Source organism: Gordonia sp. PvP123, from assembly GCF_040547295.1.
Lineage (GTDB): Bacteria > Actinomycetota > Actinomycetes > Mycobacteriales > Mycobacteriaceae > Gordonia > Gordonia terrae.
Genome location: NZ_JBEPPN010000010.1, coordinates 209069 through 230563, shown reverse-complemented (window position 1 = coordinate 230563; position 21495 = coordinate 209069). Strand labels below are relative to the sequence as shown.

The 21495-nt window shown below is 69.8% G+C and carries 17 protein-coding genes and 1 other RNA gene; 10 read left to right on the top strand and 8 right to left on the bottom strand.

Annotation, left to right across the window (positions count from 1 at the left end; translation table 11 throughout):
• Positions 1 to 153 precede the first annotated feature (153 nt).
• Both ABIC25_RS20260 and ABIC25_RS20255 read right to left on the bottom strand, forming a co-directional pair.
• Positions 154 to 2109 (bottom strand): protein kinase domain-containing protein, encoded by a 1956-nt coding sequence (locus ABIC25_RS20260; protein ID WP_354562879.1) that lies wholly within the window; start codon positions 2107 to 2109, stop codon positions 154 to 156.
• A 76-nt stretch (positions 2110 to 2185) separates the two neighbouring features.
• A complete protein-coding gene (locus tag ABIC25_RS20255; RefSeq protein ID WP_354562878.1) occupies positions 2186 to 2998 on the bottom strand; it encodes a spermidine synthase in 813 nt (270 codons plus the stop codon).
• Positions 2999 to 3109: 111 nt separating this feature from the next.
• Here ABIC25_RS20255 and ABIC25_RS20250 point away from each other — a divergent pair, with 111 nt between their 5' ends.
• Positions 3110 to 4045, top strand: coding sequence for a cobalamin biosynthesis protein (locus tag ABIC25_RS20250; protein WP_248645629.1), 936 nt, complete (start codon positions 3110 to 3112; stop codon positions 4043 to 4045).
• On the opposite strand, the gene ABIC25_RS20245 is transcribed toward ABIC25_RS20250, so the two are convergent.
• The gene (locus ABIC25_RS20245) at positions 4023 to 5012 is read right to left on the bottom strand and encodes an SURF1 family cytochrome oxidase biogenesis protein (RefSeq protein WP_354562875.1); all 990 of its coding nucleotides are present in this window, start codon (positions 5010 to 5012) and stop codon (positions 4023 to 4025) included. The two genes, ABIC25_RS20250 and ABIC25_RS20245, sit on opposite strands and share 23 nt — an antisense overlap.
• Before the next feature lie 37 nt (positions 5013 to 5049).
• On the opposite strand from ABIC25_RS20245, the gene ABIC25_RS20240 reads away from it, so the two are divergent.
• Positions 5050 to 6054 carry a zinc-binding metallopeptidase family protein gene (locus ABIC25_RS20240; protein WP_004022953.1) on the top strand — a complete coding sequence of 335 codons (1005 nt, stop codon included), beginning with the start codon at positions 5050 to 5052 and terminating at the stop codon, positions 6052 to 6054.
• A gap of 17 nt (positions 6055 to 6071) precedes the next feature.
• Here the strand turns inward: ABIC25_RS20240 and ABIC25_RS20235 are convergent, their stop codons facing one another.
• Positions 6072 to 6551 carry a low molecular weight protein-tyrosine-phosphatase gene (locus ABIC25_RS20235; RefSeq protein ID WP_354562873.1) on the bottom strand — a complete coding sequence of 160 codons (480 nt, stop codon included), beginning with the start codon at positions 6549 to 6551 and terminating at the stop codon, positions 6072 to 6074.
• Positions 6552 to 6596: 45 nt separating this feature from the next.
• On the bottom strand, positions 6597 to 7283 hold the full coding sequence (locus ABIC25_RS20230) for an HAD hydrolase-like protein (protein WP_004022951.1): 687 nt from the start codon (positions 7281 to 7283) through the stop codon (positions 6597 to 6599).
• A gap of 30 nt (positions 7284 to 7313) precedes the next feature.
• Between ABIC25_RS20230 and cobC the strand changes: the two genes are divergently transcribed.
• From cobC to ABIC25_RS20200, 6 genes are all read left to right on the top strand, one after another.
• Positions 7314 to 8510, top strand: a complete 1197-nt coding sequence (gene cobC / locus ABIC25_RS20225) for an Rv2231c family histidinol phosphate aminotransferase CobC (protein WP_354562872.1) — start codon at positions 7314 to 7316, stop codon at positions 8508 to 8510.
• Positions 8488 to 9624, top strand: a complete 1137-nt coding sequence (locus tag ABIC25_RS20220; protein ID WP_354562870.1) for a Nif3-like dinuclear metal center hexameric protein — start codon at positions 8488 to 8490, stop codon at positions 9622 to 9624. The genes cobC and ABIC25_RS20220 overlap by 23 nt, the downstream gene beginning before the upstream one ends.
• 82 nt (positions 9625 to 9706) lie before the next feature.
• On the top strand, positions 9707 to 10444 hold the full coding sequence (locus tag ABIC25_RS20215; RefSeq protein WP_354562868.1) for a zinc ribbon domain-containing protein: 738 nt from the start codon (positions 9707 to 9709) through the stop codon (positions 10442 to 10444).
• A 4-nt stretch (positions 10445 to 10448) separates the two neighbouring features.
• Positions 10449 to 11141 carry a histidine phosphatase family protein gene (locus tag ABIC25_RS20210; RefSeq protein ID WP_354562866.1) on the top strand — a complete coding sequence of 231 codons (693 nt, stop codon included), beginning with the start codon at positions 10449 to 10451 and terminating at the stop codon, positions 11139 to 11141.
• A gap of 71 nt (positions 11142 to 11212) precedes the next feature.
• An RNA gene (gene rnpB / locus ABIC25_RS20205) (RNase P RNA component class A) lies at positions 11213 to 11629 on the top strand.
• A 72-nt stretch (positions 11630 to 11701) separates the two neighbouring features.
• A complete protein-coding gene (locus tag ABIC25_RS20200) occupies positions 11702 to 13150 on the top strand; it encodes an RNB domain-containing ribonuclease (protein WP_354562865.1) in 1449 nt (482 codons plus the stop codon).
• A 64-nt stretch (positions 13151 to 13214) separates the two neighbouring features.
• On the opposite strand, the gene ABIC25_RS20195 is transcribed toward ABIC25_RS20200, so the two are convergent.
• The 3 genes from ABIC25_RS20195 to panB form a co-directional block, all read right to left on the bottom strand.
• The gene (locus ABIC25_RS20195) at positions 13215 to 14708 is read right to left on the bottom strand and encodes a CYTH and CHAD domain-containing protein (RefSeq protein ID WP_354562863.1); all 1494 of its coding nucleotides are present in this window, start codon (positions 14706 to 14708) and stop codon (positions 13215 to 13217) included.
• A 68-nt stretch (positions 14709 to 14776) separates the two neighbouring features.
• A complete protein-coding gene (gene pip, locus ABIC25_RS20190; protein WP_004022944.1) occupies positions 14777 to 15760 on the bottom strand; it encodes a prolyl aminopeptidase in 984 nt (327 codons plus the stop codon).
• Positions 15761 to 15847: 87 nt separating this feature from the next.
• Positions 15848 to 16693, bottom strand: a complete 846-nt coding sequence (gene panB, locus ABIC25_RS20185; RefSeq protein WP_064570574.1) for a 3-methyl-2-oxobutanoate hydroxymethyltransferase — start codon at positions 16691 to 16693, stop codon at positions 15848 to 15850.
• Between the two features lie 326 nt (positions 16694 to 17019).
• Here panB and glnA point away from each other — a divergent pair, with 326 nt between their 5' ends.
• Together glnA and ABIC25_RS20175 are read left to right on the top strand one after the other, a co-directional pair.
• On the top strand, positions 17020 to 18360 hold the full coding sequence (gene glnA / locus ABIC25_RS20180; protein ID WP_004022942.1) for a type I glutamate--ammonia ligase: 1341 nt from the start codon (positions 17020 to 17022) through the stop codon (positions 18358 to 18360).
• Between the two features lie 67 nt (positions 18361 to 18427).
• Positions 18428 to 21457, top strand: a complete 3030-nt coding sequence (locus ABIC25_RS20175) for a bifunctional [glutamine synthetase] adenylyltransferase/[glutamine synthetase]-adenylyl-L-tyrosine phosphorylase (RefSeq protein WP_081487044.1) — start codon at positions 18428 to 18430, stop codon at positions 21455 to 21457.
• Positions 21458 to 21495: the final 38 nt, after the last annotated feature.

The window sequence follows — 21495 nt, the reverse complement described above, 5'->3', positions numbered from 1 at the left end:
CTCTGTTGAGACAGCGCGCCCCGGGGGTGGGGCCCCCGCCGCGGCGTGCCGGTGGGCCGGCGGGGTACCCAACAAACCCGCTGGGGGGGCGGTGGGGGTTTGCCCCCGCCCCCGGCCACAACCCGCAACCGGATCCGGGGGACTCTCGTCGCCCTACTCGCTGACGGTGGCCTTCTGGATCAGCAGGTTCTGATTCGGCGGACCCGACGCGGCCCCAGGCCGGGTCGGGGTGAACCCGCCGGCCAGGACCTTGTCGAGGACGGCCAGTCCGGACGGGTCGATGGTGCCGGCGATCGAGTAGGTCAGCGGCAGGCGGGTGTCGTCGGCGAGCAAGAAGAACGTGGTCGATCCGGTCGCGCCCTCGTCGTCGGGCAGGTCGAGGATGCCGACGGTGCCGCGCGGATAGGTGACCTGCGGGACCCCGTCGTCGTCGGTACCCGCCGACGGCAGGTTCTCGGGGAGCTCGTCCGGGCTGGTCCAACCCGGATTGGTGCCCTCCCGGCCACCCGACGAACCGCAGATGAGGTACTGCCGCGACGCCCGGTGACACTTGCTGTTGTCGTAGAAGCCGGACTTGATCAGCGACACCATCGCCCCGACGTTGCAGGGCGCCTCCGCGCGGTCGAGCGTCAGATCGATCGTGCCCTGGCCCGCGATCGGGATCTGCGCCTCCACCGTTCCGGTGTTCGGCTGGCTCGCGGCCGGTGCGGGCTCGGTGATGCCGCCGACTGCTGTGCGCTGAGGGTAATCGCACGTCACGGTGCCCGCCGGGATCGCACTCGTCGACGGGCTCGGCGTGGGGGAATCGTCGCCGCCGGAGCCCGACAGGACGACCACGATGCCGGTCACCGCCAGCGCGATGACCACCAGCCCGACTCCCACCGCGATGGCGACGTTCCGCCCGGTGTTCGACTTCCGCGGCGCAGGCGTCGGTGCGCCGCCCCACTGGGTCGGGCCGGAGAACTGCTGGGGACCGGAGAACTGCTGGGGACCCGAGAACCGCTGGGAACCGGAGTGCTGCTGAGGGCCCGAATGCTGCGGGGGACCCGAGTACGACGAATGTCTCTGCGGGCCGGAATGCTCAGGGGGAGAAGCGAACCCGCGCGCGCCGGGCTTGCCGGCCGGGGGCGTGCCGGGCGAGATGATGGTGCGATCCGACGGAACCGGTCCGCCGGGCTTTCCGAACGCGTCCGAGCCGCTCCCGCCCGGTGCGTACGTGGGTGGGGCCGTCGGGGGTGGGGCCATCGGAGGTGGTGTCACGATGCGGGGTGTCACCGTCGGCGGCGCCGACGACGGGGGAGGGTCGGTGAGCGCGGTCGACGCCGCGCGGAGCAGTTCTCGGGCCGTCGGATAGCGGTGTGCCGGATCCTTGGCGAGTCCGCGTGCGATCACCGGGTCGAGCGGACCGCCCATCGTCGGTGGTTCCTTGGTGATGTGCGCGGTCATCAGACCCTGGTCGGTCTTCGCCGGGTACGGCGTCTGACCCGTGACGCATTCGTAGAGCACGCAGGCGAGTGCGTAGTTGTCCGAGCTGGGCCCGGCTGGGTCGTCGCCGAAGCGCTCCGGCGCCATGTACGCGAGCGTCCCGAGGGCGGTTCCGATCTGGGTGAGCCGGCTGTCCGTGGTGCCCTGGGCGATCCCGAAGTCGACGAGGTAGGCGAAGTCGTCGGCGTCGACGAGGATGTTGTCCGGCTTGATGTCGCGATGCACCAGGCCGCCACGGTGTGCGGCGTCGAGCGCGGACGCGACCTGGCCGAGGATCGCCACGGCCCGGGCGGCCGGCAGCGGGCCATCGGCGAGGAGCTTGCGCAGGTCCTGCCCGTCGACGAGCCGCATGTCGATGAACAGGACGCCATCCTTCTCGCCCCAGTCGTGGATCGGGATGACGTGCGGGTCGGAGAGCTTCGCCGCGGTCTTCGACTCACGCTCGAATCGCTCGCGGAAGTCCTTGTCGTGGACGAGATGTGGGGGCAGGAGTTTCAACGCGACCCGGCGTTCGCGCACGGTGTCGTAGGCCTCGTACACCTCACCCATGCCGCCACGACCCAGAAGTCTGTCGATGCGGTACGGGCCCAGCGTCGTACCCGCACGCGACGATGGATCGCTCACGTCATCCTCGGTTCCTCGGCGTCGGAATCGAGACAACCCTATCCAATCGACCGTGATCGACGTGCAGCGTGCTTCGTCACGCCTCGTCGGTGAGGGCCTCACCGCGGGCGAACTCCCGAGCGCGGTCCCCCGAGAGGATCTGCGCCGGTAGTGGGTCACTGAGCAGAGTGCGGATGAGTGTCGCCGAGGGATCGAGCGGTGCGTCGCTGCCTGCGATCACGATGTTGCCGGTGCGCCTGCCCTTGAACATCGCGGCATCGGCGATGAGCGCCAGATGGTCGAACGCGGCTCCGACGGTCGCGGCTTCGGCCCGGGCACCGGCGAGGTCGCGGCTGTCGCCGCAGTTGGCCAGGTACAGGCCACCGGGGGTGAGGACATCGCGCACACACTCGGTGAACTGCATGGTCGTCAGATGCCGCGGGGTGCGGTCGCCGGCAAAGGCGTCGCGCACGACCACATCGCGCGTGCCGGGCTGGAGCGACTCGACGACCTGCCGTGCATCGCCGACGCGGATACGCAGCTTCGGCGCGCGGGGCAGGTCGAACCATTCCCGGACGAGGCGTGCGAGTTCGGCGTCGATCTCGACGGCCACCTGACGGGCGTCCGGGTAGCGGTGGTCGAGGTGACGTGCCAGTGCGCAGGCCGCGCCGCCGAGGTGCAGAACCCGGAGGCGATCGGTGGTGTCGGGGTGACGCTCGTCGATGACGGCGGCCATCTGGCGCAGGTATTCGAAGTCGAGCGCAGTGGGGTCGTCGGGGTGGATGTGCGAGCTGTGGGCTCCGTTGATCGTGAGCAGCCACCCGCCCGCGATCGTGTCCGGGCTCAGCTCGGCAACGCCGGTGTCGATGTCGTACCGACCGGGCGTCGGGTGTGCGGTTGTCCGGGCCACGGGGGCCAAGTCTGGCACGGCACGGGTCGATACGATCGCGCGGTGCCCAGACCGCCCCGTGTTCGCCGTCCCCGCCCCGATCGTCGACGCGGTGCCGTCACCGCGGCCGGGATGCTGGTCGGTTTCGTGCTCGACGATCTGTTCGGCGATCCGGCACTCGGCCACCCGGTGGCCGGGTTCGGCCGGCTGACCGGCGCCGTGGAGCGGCGCCTCTACCGGGATTCGCGGCGTGCGGGTGTGGGTTTGGTCGGGGTGATGGTGGGATCGACGGTGGTCCTGGCGGCTGCAGCGGATCGACGCGCGACGGGCATCGCCGGTGTCGCGGTGACCGCCGCGTCGACGTGGATCGCCCTGGGCGGCACCTCGCTGTGCCGGGTCGGCGACGCGGTGGCGGAGGCACTGGAGACGCACGACATCGACGCCGCGCGGGCGCTCATCCCGAGCCTGTGCGGCCGGGACCCGGAATCGCTCGACGAGGCCGGCCTGTGCCGCGCCGCCCTCGAGTCGATCGCGGAGAACACGTCGGATGCGACGGTCGGGCCGCTGGTGTGGGGCGCCGTCGCCGGTGTCCCCGGCGTGCTGGGGTATCGGGCCGTGAACACGCTCGATGCGATGGTCGGATACCGGAATCCGCGCTACCAGGACTTCGGTTGGGCGGCCGCGCGCCTGGACGATCTCGCCAACCTGCTTCCGGCGCGGCTCGCCGGTTCGTTGCTGGTGGTGCTCGGCGGCGCGCCGCGTCGGACCGTCGAGGCCTGGCGGCGGGACAGCGGCGCCCATCCGAGCCCGAATGCCGGGGTCGTCGAAGCCGGGTTCGCGGGTGCGCTGGGCGTGCAACTCGGCGGACGGACGGTCTACCCGCACGGAGTCGAGGTGCGTCCGACCCTCGGCTCCGGACCGGCGCCGGGACCGGCCGATCTCCGGGCCGCCGTGGCGCTGTCCCGACGCGTGCAGCGCGCGACGGTCCTGACCTGCGCGGCCGTCGCCGTCGCGCGTCCGGGCGCCACGGCCGCGGCGCGCTGGCTCAGCCGCCGTATCGCCGGGTGAGCTTGTCGCGGACGTCGCGCGACTCGTCGACGTTCCGCCGGCCGTGGCCGATGTCGCCGACCTGATGGGTCATCGTGGTTCCGGCGGCCGCCCGGAGCTCGTCACGACGGTGCTGCCGCCGCTGGGCGCGCGACTCGGCCGCCGGACCGGGAGTCGCGTCCGGTTCGGACGAGGCCTCGGAGTCGGGCGGGGTGGCCGCGGCCGGTTGCGCCGCCGCCGACGCCTCGGCGGCGGCCCGGCGTCGGGCGCGGATCTCGGAGTACAGGAAGTAGCCGACGCCGAGGGGGGCCATCACACCGAACGCCAGCCATTGCAGGCCGTAGGACAGGTACGGTCCGGTGTCGAGCTGCGGCAGCGAGATCTCACCGAGTGAACCCGGCTGGTCAGGGGAGAGCTGCAGGTAGAAATCGTCCATCGGGGTCGAGGTCGCGGCGGACACCAGGCCCGGGTTGATCGTCGCGACGGTCAGCGCGCCGTTTTCCACGCGCGTGCCGCGCTCGGTACTCACGCTCTCGGCTGCCCGGATCCGGCCGTCGACGGTCTGTTCGCCGGCCGGTGGTGCGGGGATGTCGGGTACTGCACCCTCGACCGGCCGTACGTACCCGCGGTTGACGAGGATCACCCGGTCCGACCCGGTGACCGCAAATGGGGTGAGGACCTCCACGGCGGGTCGCTGGTCGATGTTGCGGAGCCGGACCAGAGCCTGCCGGTCCGTCAGATAACGGCCGGTCACCGCGACGGACCGCCACTCTGAGGACGGCACGAAGGCCGACGACGGCGCGACCTCGGCCAGCGGGGCCGTCTCGATCGACGTGGCGGTACGGATCAGGTCGTTGCGGCGTTCGGTGTCGGAGTTCTTGCCCAGCTGCCAGGGTGCGAGCAGGGTGAAGCAGGCCACCGCGAACGCCGCGACCACGAGACCGAGCGCAATCCACCCGGGCCGAAGGATCGTTCGCAGTACGTGCACACCGCCCAGGCTACCGAGCGGGGGTAGCCTGATCGAAATGCGAGACTTCCTCTGCTTGAAGTGCGGTCAGCGTCTCTCCTTCGAAAACAGTCTGTGCCTGAACTGCCGGAGCCCGCTCGGCTTCTGGCTGAAAACCCGGTCGATCCACGTCCTCGACGACAAGGCGCGCGCGGAGGTCGACGGCGTGCTGCTCGAACGTTGCGCCAATACCAAAGTCGCGCAATGCAACTGGCTGGTGAAGTGGAGCGGCAAGCCGACGATGTGCGAGTCGTGCCGGCTCACTCGCACCCGGCCCGGCGACGATGACACCGAGGCGTTGGTCATCTTCGGACAGACCGAGACCGCCAAGCGGCGCCTCATCCTGGAACTCGACGAACTCAAGCTGCCGATCGAGACGCGGGAGGAGAATCCGCAGTCCGGTCTCGCCTTCGACCTGCTCTCCAGCGCGCAGCAGTCGGTCATCACCGGTCATGCGAACGGGGTCATCACGCTCGACCTGGCCGAGGGGGACGACGTTCACCGCGAACAGATGCGCGTCGAGCTCGCCGAGCCGTATCGGACCGTCCTCGGCCACTTCCGGCACGAGATCGGGCACTACTACCAACTCGTCCTCATCACCGATGATCGACGCCCGGGCTTCGAGGAATTGTTCGGCGATCCCGACGAGGACTACCAGGCAGCACTGGACCGCCACTACAGCGAGGGCGCGCCGGAGGGCTGGCAGCAGGACTTCGTGTCGTCGTACGCGACGATGCATCCGGCCGAGGATTTCGCCGAGACATTTGCGCACTACCTGCACATTCGCGACACCCTCGACACCGCGGCGGCGTTCGCGATGGCGCCCGCCGGCTCGACCTTCGAAGGGGTCCCGCCCGGTGATGTCGGCTTCGATCGGATCCTCGGCGAGTGGTTACCGCTGACCTGGGCGCTCAACCAGATCAACCGGTCGATGGGGCACCCCGACCTCTATCCGTTCGTGCTGCCCGAGAAGGTCCTGACCAAGATCCGCTTCGTGCACAACCTCGTGGCCCCGGCGGCCTGAGTTCGCGCCGGTCGAGCTCAGGACACCCCGAGCTCGGCTCGTACCCAGTCGATGAGCCCCGGCATCGAGCCCTCGATCTGCTCGCGCGTCAGTACGAAGTCGTCGGGGGTGCCGTAGTACGGGTCGGCGAGGTCGAGATCGTCGGCCTGGGCCGCGGGATCGAACGAGCGCAGCAGCCGCGTGCGGTCGCCGAGCCGCTTGCGTTCGAGTTCGCGCACGTGGCCCTCGTCCATCGCGAGCAGGAGGTCGGCGTCGAAGTGCTCGGGTCCGAGCAGAGCGGCGACGTGGGCGTCGGAATAGCCGTGTGCGACCAGTTCGGTCCGCGCGCGATTGTCCGCCGGTTCGCCGACGTGGTAGCCGCTCGTCCCGCAGCTCGACACCCGCACCTTGCCGCCGAGTCCGGCGTCGTCGAGTGCGGTCCGGAAGATGTTCTGCGCCATCGGTGACCGGCAGATGTTGCCCGTACACACGAAGCAGATGTGAAGTTCGTCAGCCACTGCTACCTCAACAAGTCGATTCGCCGTCCGCTGTCGGGGTGGGGGTCACACACCCAGCACGTCGCGCAGTTCGGCCACGGACCCGACCGCCCAGGTCGCGCCCTGTTCCTCCCCGCCCAGAGCGTAACCCCAACGCACGAGGATCGCCGGGATGCCGAAGGCCGCTGCGCCCTGCACATCGTGGCTGCGGTCGCCGATCATCACGACCGGACTGGTGACGTGCCCGGTCTGCGGGTCGGTGGCGATCCCGAGCTCGTCGAGCGCGGAGGCGATCACATCGGCCTTCTCGCGGCGGGTGCCGTCGTCGCTCGCCCCGGCGATGAAGCGGAAGTGATCGGCGAGACCGAAATGGTCGAGAATCCGGCGGGCGGTGGTCTGGTTCTTCGACGTCGCGATCGCCACGGTTCGTCCCCCGGCGGCCAGATCGGCGAGCAGCTCGCCCATGCCGTCGAAGACCGAGTTCTCCAACCAGCCGACCTCGGTGTACCGCTCTCGATACGCGCGCATCGCCTTCTCGGCCACCTCGGGCGAGAGTCCCAGTGCGTTGAGCGTGTCGATCATCGGCGGTCCGGCGATGCCGGCCACGATGCGCGGGTCGGGGTCGGGTGCCCCGACCACGGCGAGAGCATGCCGAAAGCTGTTCTCGATACCTGCGAAACTGTCGGTGACCGTGCCGTCGAGGTCGACGAGTAGGACGGTCTCGGGATGGCGGGGATCCGGCGTCGTCGTCACGTCTCCATCGTGCACGTAAGGTCTGAACACATGACAGCTGGGTACGACGCGCTCGATGTCGAGACCGGGCCCTCGCGTCCGTCCGTGTCTCCTGCGCGGGCCCGCACCGGCATGGGGATCACCGAGACGCAGCCGCCGCGCGCCGATCTCACCGACCCGGAACGCCATGGCGACCAGGACGCCGTCCCAGGACTCGTCGACTTCGCGGTCAACGTCCGCGGCACGCCGCCCGGATTCGTGCTCGACGCGATCCGGGCGGGACTCGACGATCTCGCGCGGTATCCGACCGGAGCGCAGGAGCGACGCGCCGTCGACGCCATCGCCGCGGCACACGACCGTCGCCCCGAGGAGGTGCTGCTGCTCTCCGGCGCCGCCGATGGATTCGAGATGCTCCCACGACTGGGTGCCCGGCATGCGGCCCTGATCCAGCCGTCGTTCACCGAACCCGAGATCGTGCTCCGGGCCGCCGGCATCCCGATCACCCACGTCGCGCTGAGGGCGCCCTGGAACCTGGCCGCGCCGGCCGGCGTCGAGACCACCGCCACGGTGCCGGACGATGCCGACCTCGTCATCCTGGGCAACCCCACCAATCCGACCTCGGTGCTGCACCCGGCCGAGGCCATCGCCGCGCTGCGCCGGCCGGGGCGGATTCTCGTGGTCGACGAGGCCTTCGCCGACCTCACCCTCGGCGCCGACGGATCGCCCGAACCGCAGTCACTCGCCTCCGCCGACTGGCCTGATCTTCTCGTGATCCGCAGTGTGACAAAGACGTTCGGTCTCGCAGGCCTGCGTGCGGGGTATCTGCTCGGACCGGCGGACCTGCTCGACCGGTTGCGGGCGGGGCGTCGGCCGTGGGCGGTGTCGACCCCCGCTCTCGCAGCGCTGACCGCCTGCGTCGAGGAGCAGGGGCAGCGCTACTGCGCCGAGACCGCGCACCTGGTCGCCGCGGAGCGTGCCGACATGGTCGACGAACTCACGCGCGTCGGACTCCGGGTGGCGGCCGCTCCCGCCGCGCCCTTCGTCCTGGTCGAGATGCCCGACGCCACCGAGGTGAAAGCGCGTCTGGTCCGCCACGGTTTCGCGGTGCGGAGCTGCGCGAACTTCGTCGGCCTCGGCGACTCGCACCTTCGTCTCGCCATCCGTGGACTTCCGCAGGTTCGGGCGCTCACGCGCGCGATCGAGTTGGTACGAGAGGAGATCGGCCGTGACGTCGGAGACCCGTTCTGAGGTGACGGTCGGTGACGTCGTCGCCGTGGTCGAACGTGCCTATCCGCCCGTCCTCGCCGAATCGTGGGATGCGGTCGGTCTGGTGTGCGGCGACCCGGCCGATTCCGCGCGCGACGTCCTGGTGTGTGTGGACGTGACCGACGCGGTGGTCGACGCCGCGGTCGAGGCCGGCGCCGGGATCGTCGTCGCCCACCATCCGCTGCTGCTGCGGGGCGTCACCTCGGTGGCCGCCGACACCCCCAAGGGACGGATCGTGCATCGGCTCATCCGCAGCGGGATCGCACTGCTGTGCGCACACACCAACGCCGACAGTGCCCGGCCCGGTGTCTCCGACGCGCTCGCCTCTGTGCTCGGACTCCGCGGCACGGTTCCGATCGATCCGAAACCGCTTGCAGCCATGGACAAATGGGTCGTGATGGTGCCGGAGGGCAACGTCGAGCAGGTGAGCGAGGCCATGTTCGCCGCGGGCGCGGGAGCGATCGGCGACTACCGGGACTGCTCCTGGACCGTCGTCGGAACGGGACAGTTCGAGGCCGGCGAGGACGCGTCGCCGACCATCGGCGAGATCGGGATGCGCACCCACGTCGACGAGGCGCGGGTCGAGATGGTCGCCACCCGTGGCCTGCGCGCCGGGATTTTGCGTGTTCTGCGCAACGCCCATCCCTACGAGGAACCGGCCTTCGACGTGTTCGAGCTGGCCGACCTGGGCAGCGAGGTCGGACTCGGTCGGGTCGGGTCCCTCGCCGAGCCGATGACACTGCGCGACTTCGTCACCGAGGCCGCCCGGGTGCTGCGCACCCCGACCGGCGTTCGCGCCGCGGGCGACCCCGACGCGCTCGTGCAGACCGTCGCGGTGTGCGGCGGGGCCGGGGACTCCCTGCTCGATCGTGTCCGCGGTCTCGGCGTCGACGTCTATCTGACCGGTGATCTCCGTCATCATCCGGTCGACGAGAGTCTGCGCGATGGGGGGCCGGCCCTGGTCGACGCCGGACACTGGGCGACCGAGTTCCCGTGGTGTGCGCAGGTCGGGACGCTGCTGGAGACCGAATTGGGGGCGCCGGTGCGAGTCTTCGACGCGCCGACCGATCCGTTCGCGCTGCACAGCGCGGGCTGAGTCCGGAGAAACCGAGCCGCCGCCGGCTCGTGGACACCTCCCGCGTACGGTGGGGGGACTTTCGCCGAAGAGGAGACCCGCAATGAAAGTCGACGCCGCCGTGCAGCGACTGCTGCTCGATCTCGCGGACTCCGATGCCGAGATCAACCGTCTCGTCCATCGCCGCAAGACCCTGCCGGAGGACGCCGAGATCGCCGAACACAACTCCGCGATCGATGCTGCGCGTGACGATCTGGTGCGCGCGGAGATCGCCGCGGAGGACCTGGGTCGCGAGTACCGTCGGATCGACTCCGAGGTGACCGGTATGGCCAACCGCGAGGCCAAGGACTCGGCCCTGCTGACCGCCGGTGGTCTGGCGCCGAAGGCGTTGTCGGAGTTGCAACATGAGCTGGCCGGGTTGGGTCGTCGGCGCGCCGTGCTCGAGGACGAGATGCTGTCGTTGATGGAGCAGCAGGAGGCCGTCGAATCCGAACGCACCCGTGCCGCGGCAACCATCAGCCACCTCGAGGAGAAGGTCGCCGAGGCGCAGGTCCGGCGGGACAAGTCGCTGGCGACCATCGACGAGGACCTGTCGCGTGCGCGGGAGCGCCGGGAGTCCGTGGAGGTCGAGATCGATGCGCCGCTGCTCGCGGTGTACGACAAGCAGCGCGCCGGCGGACGTATCGGTGCCGGCCTGCTGCGCGCCCGCCGCTGCGGAGCATGCCGGATGGAACTCGACCGCGGGACGATCGCAACCATCAGTGCGGCGCAGTCCGACGAGGTGATCCGATGCGAGGAGTGCGGTGCAGTCCTCGTGCGTACCGCCGAATCCGGGATCTAGATTCGTGACGGCCACTGCCGAAGAGTCCGCGCCCGAGGGCGATTCGACGACGAAGGCGCCGTCGTGGCAGGGCCGGCGGGGCGAACCGACACGGTTCATCCTGCTCCGGCACGGACAGACCGCGCTGTCGGTGGAGCGGCGCTATTCCGGCCGGGGCAATCCCGAACTCACCGACGAAGGCCGGCGCCAGGCGCGCGCGGCCGCACAGCGCGTCGTCCGCGAGGACGGGATCACCGCGATCGTGACCTCGCCGCTGCGTCGTGCACGAGCGACGGCCGAGGAGGTCGGTGCGCTGACCGGAATCGACGTCATCGAACACCCCGGGTTGATCGAGAACGACTTCGGCGACTGGGAGGGCCTGACGTTCACCGAGGCGTCCGCGCGCGACCCGGAGCTGCACCGCACCTGGCTGTCCGACGTCACCGTGCCGGCGCCCGGCGGGGAGAGCTTCGCGCAGGTCGCCGAGCGCATCGCGCAGACGAAAGCCGAACTGCTGGCGAAGTATTCGGGGCAGACCGTGGTGCTGGTCTCCCATGTCACGCCGATCAAGACGCTGTTACAGGACGCACTCGGCGTCGGACCCGAGCTGTTGTTCCGGCTGCACCTCGACCTCGCGTCGGTGTCGATCGCCGAGTTCTTCGACGACGGCGGCTCCGTCGTCCGGCTCGTCAACGACGCGGCGCACTGGCGCGACTGACGCGTTCGGCGATCCCGGTCGCCGCCCGCCTGTCGCCGTGCGCGGGTCCGTGCGTATCCTGGGTGCGCGAACGAGTCGGCCGGGCGGCCGCGGTACGCGGAACGGGCGGTCTCCCGCCACGCCGCGCATCGAGGAAAGTCCGGACTCCGCAGAGCAGGGTGGTTGTCAACGGCAACCCGGGGTGACCCGCGGGACAGTGCCACAGAGAACAGACCGCCGGCCACGAGGTCGGTAAGGGTGAAACGGTGCGGTAAGAGCGCACCAGCGGCACGGGTGACCGTGCCGGCTCGGTAAACCCCACCCGGAGCAAGGCCGAAGCACGCACCTCACGGTGCGTGTGCGCGGGCGTCACGAGGGCTGCTCGCCCCAGCCCGCGGGTGGGCCGCTCGAGGTACCCGGCGACGGTGTGCCCAGATGGATGGTCGCCACCCGCATCGGTCTCACCGACCGTGCGGGTACAGGATCCGGCTTATGTGCCGACTCGTTCGCCCTTTCTCGATCGACGCCGCGATCGCGCGTCGTGCGCCGTAGGGGCCCGCGTGCTCTCTAGGGTTGGGGGAGTGAAACGCATTCTCTCGGCCCCGGACATCGACTTCGCCGGTATACGCACCGAACTGGGCGTCGACGAGGAGTACGGCGCGGACGCGCTCGCCGAGGCACGGGCCACCGCGGAACGGATCGAGTCCGACGCCCCGGGTGCAGATCGGTACGCCGAGGTCCGCGAGGACCACACCGGCGTCCCCTTCGTCACCATCGACCCACCGACCTCCCGCGATCTCGACCAGGCGGTACACATCGCGGCCGACGGTGACGGGTTCGTCGTCGACTACGCGATCGCCGATGTCGCGGCCCTGATCACCCCGGAGGGCGCCCTCGACCAGGAGAGCCGTCGACGCGGCACCACCGTGTACTTCCCGGACGGCTCGGTCCCGCTGCACCCTCGCGAGCTGTCCGAGGGCGCGGGTTCCCTTCTGCCCGAACAGGTCAGACTCTGCGTGCTGTGGACCATCCGCGTGGCCGGAGACGGGTCGGTGACCGATGTTCGAGTGCGACGATCCCGCATCTCTTCCGTCGCCCGCCTCGACTACGCCGGTGTCTCGGCGGACGCGGCCACCGGTCGGTTGCACCCGTCCATCGCGGCTCTGCCCGCGTTCGGCGAGCTCCGGCGCGAGGTCGCGTTGGCGCGCGGTGCGGTCGAACTCGACCTGCCCGATCAGACGGTCGTCCGCACCGACGGCGGGTGGCGGCTCGACCTCGAGGCGCACACTCCCGCCGACATGTGGAACTCCCAGGTGTCGCTGCTCGCCGGGATGTGCGCGGGCACACTCATGGCCGAGGCCGGTGTGGGGTTGCTGCGCACGCTGCCGCCGGCCGAGGAGGATGCGGTCGAGGATCTGCGCGCCGCGGCCCGGGCGCTCGGCGTGGACTGGCCGGACGGAGTGTCGGTGGGACGGTTCCTGGCGGGTCTGCCGGGGGACGAGCCGAGCACCTTGGCGTTGCAGTCGGCTGCGGGCGGTCTGATGCGCGGCGCCAACTATCTCGCACTTCCCGGGGGCGACGACGCCGAGTCCGTCGACGACGCATGGATGCGGCATTCGGCGATCGGCGGGCTCTACGCCCATGTCACCGCGCCGCTGCGTCGGCTCGGCGATCGCTTCGCCACCGAGGTGTGCCTCGCGGTCACCGCCGGTACGCCGGTACCCGACTGGGTGCAGCGGGCGTTGCCGACGCTGCCGAAGATCCTGCGGTCGGCCGACACGCTCGGCGCCACCGCGGATCGCGCGAGCATCGACCTCGCGGAAGCCGTCATCCTGCGCGAGCGGGTGGGCGAGCGGTTCGACGCCGTGGTGATGTCTGCCGCCACCGAACGTCGCCCGGCGCAGATCTTCCTGTCCGATCCGCCGGTGATCGCGCGCAGCGCGGGTGATCTGCGCCCCGGCGACCGCGTGGTCGTCGAACTCACCAAGGCCGACGAGATGAGCCGGACGGTGGAGTTCCGCCGGGTCTGAGTCGTTGCGGGGGAGTGGTTTCGACTCGGCTCGCCACCGGTGCGTGGCTCGAGCAGCAGCGGTGTCAGAGGTCCTTGGCGACCCTCCGGTATGCGGCGATCGCGCGATGACCGTCGGCCTCGAGCCGGGCGTCGATCCGGCCGAGGACGAACATGTCGGGGCCACCGAGGTTTCCGGCCGACGCAATCTGCGCGAGTCGCGTCCGGTTGATCCGGGTGTCGTTGAAATCGCCGAGCGCGGACTGGATCTTCTTGGCGGCCGAGCCGACGGCACGGTACTTCTTCTTGCCGAGCGGTTCGGTCGCGTCGATGCTGTAGCGCAGACGCTTCGCGCGCTTGCGGACGGTGTGCATCTGCTCCTCCCATTCGTCCGACCCCTCGGCGAAGCTCGCCAGGCGGGCCTGGGCGCGATGAATGTGCTTGCGGCTGCGGGCGATCGCCTTGTCGACGACCGTCGTCGCCGGGAGGTCGGCGTCGGGACCCGGGGGCGGCGAGGCGATCAGGCCGTCGATGCTGTCGAGCAGGGTGAAATACCGCTTCGACGACATCGCCGCGTGCGCCGCGCGCAGTGCGCGGTCATGCACGGTGACCTCGGTGCCGGCGAGTTCGGCGCGCAGCTCGGGCGAGGCGTTCTCGCCACGCAGAAGTGATTCGCTCAGCTCGAGCTGCACCTCGGAATCGCGGGCGTCGCCGAGGATCTGAGCCAGCAGCTTCAGCTCGGCGCCGATGTGTGCGGTGCGCTCGGCATCGAGGACGGTGGGGAATCCCGACAGCACGCTGCGCAGACGGCGGCAGGCCACCCGCATCTGGTGTACGGCGTCGGGGGCGTCGACACGCACGAGCGGGTCGTAGGCGACCAGCGAATTGCGGTGCAGCGCGATGTCGGTCACGACGAGTTCGAGTGCGGTGGGTCGCTTGGAGAGTCGCGGCTCGTGGACCGTCGGCGTCGCACCGATCGCACGGGCGAGCTTCGACGCGCTCGACGCCTCTCGGCCACCCCCGGCGCGCAACGCCTTGTCGGCGGCCTTGAGCAGCTTGGTCGTGCCTCCGGAGAGGAGTTCGAACTCCCACTCGGCCCACTGCTGGCAGTGGCCGCCCGGCAGGAGCGACTGCGCGGTCACCAGATCCTCGGCGAGTTCGGCGAGCGGCTCGTCGTCGGCACCCAGCAACCGGGTCACCGTGCGCGTCGTCGAGATGACCGCGACCGGGATCAGCGTGCGCGCGCGGATGTGTGCGAGGACCGGGGCCGACAGCGCCTCGGGAACCTCCCCGTCTGCGGGTGCCTCGTCGAATCCGACCTGCAGTTCTCGCCGCGCCCCGGGAATGTCGCTGGGGCGCTTGAGATGCCAGCCCTCGTCGGTCCCGCCGGTGCGCCTGCGCATGGTGATCCGGTTGCCAGCGAGGTCGAGGTTCTCGGTGTCGAAGTAGGTGGCGTCGAGGGAGAACGTCTCCGGAGTGGTCGACGAGACGACGCCCGGCAGGGCTCGCAGGTCGGGGGCCACGTGTCCGGCGTCCACGTCGAACTTGAGCTCCACCTCGAGCTGCTCGGATGCGGCCACCTGTTCCTCCTGGATTTCTCGACGGCTGTCCGCCGAGTCTAGTGACCCCGGCCGACGTTCGGCGCCGGCTACCGCGCGAAGCGGTCGGTCGCCTCGATGAGGTGATGGCGAATGCCCGGTTCGTAGGACGCATGCCCGGCGTCGGCGACAATGTGCAGATCGGCGGCCGGCCACGCGCGGTGCAGGTCCCACGCGCTGCGCGTCGGGCACACCACGTCGTAACGGCCCTGGACGATCACGCCGGGGATGGAGGCGATCGCGTCGATGTTCTCGAGGAGCTGGCCGTCGCGGAGGAATCCGTGGTTGACGAAGTAGTGGTTCTCGATCGACGCGAAGGCGAGGTCGAACCGGTCGGCGTCCGTGCCGTGCGGTGTGTCCTCCGATGCGTCGGCCGTGTCCTCCTCGGGGCGGGGGAGGAGATAGCTGGTCGCCTGTTCCCAGCCCGTCCAGGCGCGGGCGGCGGCGCGAGCTGTTTCGGCGTCGTCGGAGGTGAGCAACCGGTGATACGCCTCGACCAGGTCACCGTCGCGCTCGTCGACCGGTATGGGTTCGAGGTAGCTCTCCCACAGATCGGGGTAGATGTGGGCGGCGCCGCCGTTGTAGTACCAGTCGATCTCGCTGCGTCGCAGCAGGAAGATGCCGCGGAGCACGAGTTCGGTGACCCGATCGGGATGGGCCTGCGCGTAGGCGAGGCCCAGTGTCGAACCCCAGGAGCCGCCGAAGACCTGCCAGCGTTCGATGCCGAGATGGGCACGGAGTCGCTCCATGTCGGCGATGAGGTGTGGCGTGGTGTTGACGCTGAGGTCGGCGCCGTCGGCGATGTGCGGACGCGACCGGCCGCAGCCGCGCTGGTCGAACAGCACGATGCGGTACTTCGCCGGGTCGAAGAACCGGCGTTGCGTCGGAGCGGTCCCGCCCCCGGGTCCGCCGTGTACGAACACCGCGGGCTTCCCGTCCGGGTTGCCCGACGTCTCCCAGTAGATCTGCTGGGCGTCACCGACATCGAGGTGGCCGGCGGCGTAGGGCTCGATCTCCGGGTAGAAGTTCCGCATGGACGTCAGCGTAGGCGTCTGCGCCACGCTCGGCCGGTGGGACGTCCCGGCGACAGGCGTGCTGCGCCGGGACGGCGGACCCGCGGGTCAGTAGCTGTGCTCGGGGCCCGGGAAGATCCCGCGGCGTACCTCGTCGGCGTATTGTTCGGCGGCCGAACGCAACTCGCCCCCGACATCGGCGAAGCGCTTGACGAATCGGGCGGTCTTGCCGTGGGTGAGGCCGGCCATGTCCTGCCAGACGAGGACCTGGGCGTCGGTCTCGTTGCCCGCGCCGATGCCGACGGTCGGGATGGTGAGCTTGCGCGTGATCTGGCCAGCGAGGTCTGCCGGGACCATCTCCATCACCACGGCGAAGGCACCCGCCTCCTGGACGGCGATGGCGTCGGCGATGAGCTGATCGGCCCCGTCGCCGCGACCCTGGACGCGGAACCCGCCCAGCCCGTTGACGCTCTGCGGGGTGAAACCGATGTGCGCCATGACGGGCACGCCGGCGGCGGACAGAGCGGCGATCTGCGGTGCCACGCGCTCGCCACCCTCGAGCTTGACCGCGTGTGCGCCGGTCTCCTTGAAGATCCGGAACGCGTTCTCGAGGGCGTGCTGCGGCCCGATCTCATAACTGCCGAACGGCATGTCGGCGACGACCAACGCGTGCGGTGCGCCGCGAACGACGGCGCGGATGAGCGGGATCATCTCGTCGACGGTGACCGGGATGGTGGTGTCGTAGCCCAGGACCACGTTCGCGGCGGAGTCGCCGACGAGGAGGACCGGGATCTCCGCAGCGTCGAAGATGCGGGCGGAGGAATAGTCGTACGCGGTGAGCATCGACCACTTCTCGCCTTCGGCCTTCATCTGGGCCAGGTGGTGGATGCGGGTCACGCGCCGCTTGGCGGACTGACCGGAGGCGGGCGCGCCGTATACCGAGGAATCGGACATCGTTGTCTCTTTTCTGCCTCGAGTCCCGACTGGCCGGAGCGGCGCGGCGGGTACCCGGGTTGAACACGGACGTAGGCCATTGTTTCACCGGCGGGGCCCGTTGTGACCGGCCGTCTGTATGCGATTGGTCACACGCGTCGACCGGTCGGGCTCGGGCAATGTGGGACCCTGGAGACCGGCCGGCCCGCGACGACGACGCGCCTCGAGTCCCGGGTGCTCGCCGCAGCTTCCCACGATGTGGGATGACGGCTGCAAAACCGCTGCACAGCGAGTTGGATTCGCGCGTGTAACACGGATTTAACAGCGTACTTCTAAGGTCGGCGACCATGGATCGCCAAAAGGAATTCGTGCTGCGGACCCTCGAAGAGCGCGACATCCGTTTCGTACGTCTGTGGTTCACCGACGTCCTCGGTTATCTGAAATCCGTGGCGATCGCCCCGGCCGAACTCGAAGGCGCGTTCGCGGAGGGGATCGGCTTCGACGGCTCGGCCATCGAGGGCTTCTCACGGGTCTCGGAGGCCGACACCGTCGCGAAACCCGATCCGTCGACTTTCCAGGTGCTGCCGTGGACCACCTCGGCCGGCCGGCACCACTCGGCCCGCATGTTCTGCGACATCGCGATGCCCGACGGCACCCCCAGCTGGGCCGACTCGCGCCATGTCCTGCGCCGGCAGCTGAACAAGGCCGCCGACCTCGGCTTCAGCTGCTATGTCCATCCCGAGATCGAATTCTTCCTGCTGAAGGAGGCGCCGCTCGACGGGTCGGTGCCGACCCCGGCGGACTCCGGCGGCTACTTCGACCAAGCCGTCCACGACGCCGCACCGAACTTCCGGCGGCACGCCATCGAGGCGCTCGAGTCGATGGGGATCTCGGTCGAGTTCTCCCACCACGAGGGTGCGCCCGGGCAGCAGGAGATCGACCTGCGTTACGCCGACGCGCTGTCGATGGCCGACAACGTCATGACCTTCCGCTACCTCATCAAGGAGGTGGCGATCAACGAGGGCGTCTGGGCGACCTTCATGCCCAAGCCGTTCAGCGAGCATCCCGGGTCGGCGATGCACACCCACCTGAGTCTCTTCGAGGGCGACATCAACGCCTTCCACAACCCCGACGACCCGATGCAGCTCTCCGCAACGGGCAAGAAGTTCATCGCCGGCATCCTGCACCACGCCTCGGAGATCAGTGCGGTCACCAACCAGTGGGTCAACAGCTACAAGCGGCTCATCCACGGCGGCGAGGCGCCCACTGCGGCGACCTGGGGTGGCGCGAATCGTTCCGCGCTGATCCGGCTCCCGCTCTACACGCCGAACAAGGCGTCCTCGCGGCGCGTCGAGGTGCGCAGCCCCGACTCGGCCTGCAACCCGTATCTCACCTTCGCGGTACTGCTGGCCGCGGGCCTCAAGGGCATCAACGAAGATTACGAGCTGCCCGACGAGGCCGAGGACGACGTCTGGGCCCTCACCTCCGCCGAGCGTCGTGCGATGGGCTACAAGGAACTCCCCGGCAGCCTGGCCGACGCGTTGAAGGAGATGGAGAACTCGGAGCTGGTCGCCGAGGCGCTCGGCGAGCACGTTTTCGACTACTTCCTCCGCAACAAGTGGACGGAATGGACGAACTACCGCAGCCTCGTGACCCCGTTCGAGCTGCAGAACTACCTGCCGCTGTAGAGCCCGGTCCGACCCGGTCCGGCACCGCGATGTCGTATTCGGCGGACTCGGTCGCTACTTTTGTGATGTGACAACACGATCGGGACCCGCTGGGCGAGCCGGACGCAGCACGGTCCCCAGCGCGGGACGCCTGGGTCTCCTCGACGACTCCGCACCCCGGAACCTGGCCGACCTCGGCTGGAACACGCCCGAATCGGTCGATGTGTTGTGGGCGCTGTCGCGATCACCCGACGCCGACCTCGCGCTGCGAACGCTCGTGCGGCTGCGCGGAGCCGTCGGTGACGAGTGGTCCGAGATCGACGCCCTGGTGCGGGCGGAGCGCTCGTTCCGCGGCCGCCTGTTCGCGGTCATCGGCTCCTCGGACGCACTCGCCGATCACCTCGTCGCCGAACCGTCGAGCTGGCGATTGCTGCTCGCCGACGAGCTGCCCGACCGCGCCGAGGTCGACCGTCTGATGCTCGCCGCCGTCGACGCCCAGGCCGTGCCGGGTGAGGTCGAGAAGGGCAATCGGGTCTACCGGGCCCGACTGGCCGGCCCGAAGGCCGTCGTCGCGCTACGCCTGGCCTACCGCAACCTGATCCTGCAACTCGCCGCGCACGACGTCGCCTCGACCGTCGAGGACGAGCCGGTGATGTGGCTGCCCGAGGTCGGCGCGTACCTGTCCGACCTGGCCGACGCCGCCCTGACCGCGGCGCTCGCCGTCGCGTTCACCGAGGTGTGCGGCGACGATCCCATCGCGGTGCGGATCGCCGTCGTCGCGATGGGCAAATGCGGTGCGCGCGAGCTCAATTACGTCAGCGACGTCGACGTCATCTTCGTCAGCGACCCGGCCGACGGAACCGCGGCCCGCATCGCAGGCGAGATGATGCGCATCGGTTCGCTCGCGTTCTTCGAGGTCGACGCCGCACTCCGGCCCGAGGGCAAGTCCGGCGCGTTGACGCGGACACTCGAATCGCATGTGGCCTATTACGAGCGGTGGGCCAAGACCTGGGAGTTCCAGGCACTCCTCAAGGCACGGGCGATGACCGGCGACATGCAGCTCGCCGACGAGTACATCGCCGCCGTCAAACCGATGGTGTGGAAGGCCGCCGAGCGACCCGACTTCGTGCCCGAGGTGCAGAAGATGCGGCGCCGCGTCGAATCCCTGCTGCCCGAGGACGAGCGGGAACGCAACCTCAAGCTCGGACGCGGCAGTCTGCGCGACGTCGAGTTCGCGGTCCAGCTCCTGCAGATGGTGCACGGCCGGGTCGACGAGAAGCTGCGCGTCATGCCGACCGTCGACGCGCTGGCCGCGCTCACCGCGGGCGGCTACGTCGGACGCGACGACGCCGCCAATCTCAGTGCGTCATACCAGTTCTTGCGGTTGCTGGAACACCGTCTGCAGATGCAGCGGATGTCGCGGACGCACCTCCTGCCCCAGCCCGACGACCACGAGGCACTGCGCTGGCTCGCCCGCGCCGCACACATCCGTCGTGAGGGCGAACTCGACGCGACAGGGGTGCTGCGCGAACAGATCCGTCACCAGAGCCTGCGGGTTCGGCGCCTGCACCAGAAGCTGTTCTACCGGCCGCTGCTCGAGGCGGTCACCCGCTTCAAGACCGACGAGCTGACCCTGACCGACACCTCGGCCGAAAGACGGCTGGCCGCACTGGGTTACGCGAAACCCGACCGCGCGCTGAGTCACATTCGCGCCCTGTCGAACGCGCCGGGACGGCGCGGCCAGATCCAGCTCCTCATCCTGCCCCAGCTGCTCGAGCACATCGGGGACACCCCCGACCCCGACGCGGGTCTGCTGAACTACCGCCGCCTCTGCGATGTCATGGAGGACACCGACTGGTTCCTGCGTCTGTTGCGCGACGACGGCGTCGTCGCGGCGCGGCTGATGAAGGTCCTCGGGACGTCGGAGTACATCGCGAACATGCTGATGCGCTCACCCGAGGTGATCCACCAGTACTCCGACGGACCGGACGGTCCCAAGCTGTGCAACGTCCGGCCCGAGGACGTGGCCAAGGGGCTCATCGCGTCGACCGTTCGCCAGCAGGACATGAAACGAGCCGTGGCCGTTGCGCGTTCGCATCGGCGTGCGGAGTTGGTACGCATCGCGTCCGCCGACGTCCTGGGGCTGCTGGACGTGCCGGCCGTCTGCAAGGCGCTGTCCGGTGTGTGGGCGGCGGTGCTGAATGCCGCGCTGACCGTGGCGATCAACATCTCCGAGCGCGAGCGGGGGAGCCGTGCGCCGGCCCGCATCGCGGTGATCGGAATGGGTCGGCTCGGCGGCGGCGAACTCGGCTACGGCTCGGATGCCGACGTGATGTTCGTGTGTCAGCCCGACCGGGCCGCCGAGGAGTCCGAAGCGCTCAAGTGGGCGCAGACGATCGCCGAGAACGTGCGGTCGATGCTGGGCAGCCCCAGCGCGGACCCGCCGCTGGAGGTCGACACCGGATTGCGCCCGGAGGGCCGGAACGGCCCCATCGTGCGGACCCTGGCGTCCTATGCCGCCTACTACGCGCAATGGGCGCAACCGTGGGAGGTCCAGGCCCTGCTGCGCGCGCACCAGGTCGCCGGCGACGAAGCCCTCGGCATCGACTTCCTGCACATGATCGATCATGTGCGGTACCCGGCCGGTGGGGTCAGCAACGACGCCGTGAAGGAGATCCGCCGGATCAAGGCCCGGGTCGATGCCGAACGCCTGCCGCGCGGTGCCGATCCGGCCACCCACACCAAACTCGGTCGCGGCGGCCTCGCCGACATCGAGTGGACGGTGCAACTGCTCCAGCTCAAGTACGCGCACCGCTACCGCAGCCTGCACAACACGTCGACGCTCGACTCGCTGGATGCCATCGGCGCCGCGGAGTTGCTGTCGGAGAACGACGTCACGCTGCTGAAGGACGCCTGGACGACCGCGACGAAGGCGCGCAATGCGCTGGTCCTGGTCCGCGGCAAGCCGATCGACCAGCTGCCCGGACCGGGCGCGCAACTGCGCCAGATCGCGTTCGCCGCGGGGTGGCCGGAGGATCAGGCCAACGAGTTCCTGGAGAACTATCTCCGGGTGACGCGTCGAGCGAAGGCCGTGGTGCTGAAGGTCTTCGGGGCCTGACACACCGGCGGTACAGACGAGGCCCAAGGGCACAGATG